This is a genomic window from Stenotrophomonas sp. 2YAF22 (assembly GCF_052114665.1).
Classification (GTDB): domain Bacteria; phylum Pseudomonadota; class Gammaproteobacteria; order Xanthomonadales; family Xanthomonadaceae; genus Stenotrophomonas; species Stenotrophomonas indicatrix.
Window position 1 is genome coordinate 1 of record NZ_JBFRFE010000697.1, and the last position, 2,043, is coordinate 2,043.

At 63.4% G+C, this 2,043-nt stretch carries 5 protein-coding genes; 4 read left to right on the forward strand and 1 reads right to left on the reverse strand.

Annotated elements, in window-relative coordinates; translation table 11 throughout:
- Window positions 1–169: 169 nt before the first annotated feature.
- Window positions 170–310, reverse strand: coding sequence for a hypothetical protein (locus tag AB4Y84_RS20055; RefSeq protein WP_165780968.1), 141 nt, complete (start codon window positions 308–310; stop codon window positions 170–172).
- Window positions 311–417: 107 nt separating this feature from the next.
- On the opposite strand from AB4Y84_RS20055, the gene AB4Y84_RS20060 reads away from it, so the two are divergent.
- The 4 genes from AB4Y84_RS20060 (at window position 418) to AB4Y84_RS20075 (ending at window position 1,679) form a co-directional block, all read left to right on the forward strand.
- A complete protein-coding gene (locus tag AB4Y84_RS20060; protein WP_442243713.1) occupies window positions 418–987 on the forward strand; it encodes a TlpA family protein disulfide reductase in 570 nt (189 codons plus the stop codon).
- Between the two features lie 11 nt (window positions 988–998).
- Window positions 999–1,193, forward strand: a complete 195-nt coding sequence (locus AB4Y84_RS20065; protein WP_025875233.1) for a hypothetical protein — start codon at window positions 999–1,001, stop codon at window positions 1,191–1,193.
- A gap of 65 nt (window positions 1,194–1,258) precedes the next feature.
- On the forward strand, window positions 1,259–1,450 hold the full coding sequence (locus AB4Y84_RS20070) for a hypothetical protein (protein ID WP_093817839.1): 192 nt from the start codon (window positions 1,259–1,261) through the stop codon (window positions 1,448–1,450).
- 31 nt (window positions 1,451–1,481) lie between these two features.
- Window positions 1,482–1,679: a hypothetical protein gene (locus tag AB4Y84_RS20075; RefSeq protein WP_093817838.1), complete on the forward strand. Its 198-nt coding sequence runs from the start codon at window positions 1,482–1,484 to the stop codon at window positions 1,677–1,679.
- Window positions 1,680–2,043: the final 364 nt, after the last annotated feature.

Sequence of the window (2,043 nt, forward strand, 5' to 3'; positions counted from 1 at the left end):
CACTTGGCCTGTCACGCGCTGCCGATGCTGCGCGCGGATATGCGCTGTCGATGACCTTGGTCGGTCTGCGCCTGCAGGAACTGGAGATGGGTGAGCCGTGTGCAGCCGAGTATCGGCAGGCAACGCTGCGCAGCCTGCGGCAGGCCTTCACCGCCGCCTGAGCATTCCGTCAGCGGAAGGTTGTCCAGGCCAGAACCGCGGACAGCAACGCTACCCACACCACGGCCTTGAACGTGCCTTCCAGCATGTTGCCACCGAACAGCAGGTCGATGATCGGGTTCGGCCGGGAAACGGGAGCATGGTCACTCATGGTTGTGTCCTGTGGTTTGGGAACTGCGTCACCGATGATACAAAAGCTTGACATTCCTGCTGCTGTTTCCGGTATGGTCAATGCAACGCGGCGTTCAAGGATGATCGATGCTCAAGCGTGCACTGTTTCCCGTAGTCGCCCTGCTGCTGGCCGCACTGGTCATCATGCTTTCCTGGCAGAACCGCCAGTTGCGGCAGGTCAATGAACAAATGGCGGCACAGCTGCAGCAGACCCAGCTGGATGCGCATGGCCTTGCAACCGGCACCCGACCTGAACTGTTGACGCTGCGGACGACGCAGCAGGCCCATGTCAATATCGGCGGCGCACGCGCCGTTCCGCAGATCCTCTACTTCTTCTCTACTGCCTGCCGCTACTGCCTGGCCTCGGTGCCACAGCTGCAGCAGATCGCGGCTGCACGCGGCAGCGCCGAACTTGTGGGCGTCGGCCTGCCACCGTATGACCAGCTTGCCGAGTACGCCGGCAAGCACGCGCTGGCGTTCCCTATCGCCGTYGACGATCAGGGCGAAGTCTCCAAACGCTATCGCGCCACGCTGACACCGATGCTGATGGTGCTCGCCGCAGATGGCAGCGTCGCCTACAAGCATGTCGGCCAGCTCGACACAGAGACGGTACAGGCCGTCGCCAAGGCAATGAATCCGGGAAGCCACACCAACTGAAGGAGATACACATGATCGGGAAGAAAACGCTGTTCTCGTCCGTCGCCGGTATCGTCATCGTTGCTGCAATGTCATTCGGTGCCGCACAGGCCTTCGCCACACCGGTGAAGACCGGCTTCGCCCCAGGGTGCGTGGATACCCCCGGATGCATGTTCGGCGGCAATGGCCGCGCCGGCGGCACGCGCATCTGCTGCGTCGCCAACTGATCCCGCTTCGACACCGCCCCGCACGCGGTGACTTCATGTTCCATCGCCATTCCAAGGAGATACACATGATCGGAAAGAAGAAGCTGTTCTCGTCCATTGCCGGCCTCGTCGTGGTGGCCGCCATGTCATTCGGTGCCGCGCAGGCCTTCGCCACTCCGGTGAAGACCGGCTTCGCGCCGGGCTGCAAGGAACATCCGAGCTGCCCCTATGGCAACGCAGGCTCCCACGGCCTGCTGGCCTGCTGCGATCCCATGTAACCCGCCTCGAAGCTCTGCAAAGGAGATACAGATGATCGGAAAGAAGAAGCTGTTCTCGTCCATTGCCGGCATCGTTGTCGTGGCCGCCATGTCATTCGGCGCCGCGCAGGCCTTCGCGACCACCCCGGCCAAGGCCGGGTTCGCACCGGGCTGTGAGTACACGCCGGGCTGTCCTTACGGCGGCAACGGCCGCTGGAGCGGCGGACGCGTCTGCTGCCAGGTTCCCTGATCCACCCCATCCAGCGCAGGACCTGACTTCGGCTTCCCGGCCACAGTTCCTGCATGGATGACGCGCCCCGTCTGCACTGGGCGTTGCAACAGGCCGTCCGATTGGGCGGCCCTTTTTTTTGCGGCCCGGATTCATCCTTGCAGACGGCACTTGGCACGCGCTTTTCCGGTCTTCGTCGCATGCCGATTTCACAGCGCAGGCCACGGTGCAACGCTGGACTCCCTTCTCCGGAGCACCGTGCCATGCCGATGCTTGCCTTGCTGCTGTTGATGGCCGGTCTATGCAACCGCGACGCCGGCGCCGGACACGATTCGCTGCGCTTGCAGATCCTGCAGGCCGATGCCCAACGCGCCGCTCGCGAGCC

Excerpts from the sequence above, each read along its gene's own strand:
- AB4Y84_RS20055 (WP_165780968.1), bottom strand. The coding sequence starts at position 310 with ATGAGTGACCATGCTCCCGTTTCCCGGCCGAACCCGATCATCGACCTG.
- AB4Y84_RS20065 (WP_025875233.1), top strand. The coding sequence starts at position 999 with ATGATCGGGAAGAAAACGCTGTTCTCGTCCGTCGCCGGTATCGTCATC.
- AB4Y84_RS20070 (WP_093817839.1), top strand. The coding sequence starts at position 1,259 with ATGATCGGAAAGAAGAAGCTGTTCTCGTCCATTGCCGGCCTCGTCGTG.
- AB4Y84_RS20075 (WP_093817838.1), top strand. The coding sequence starts at position 1,482 with ATGATCGGAAAGAAGAAGCTGTTCTCGTCCATTGCCGGCATCGTTGTC.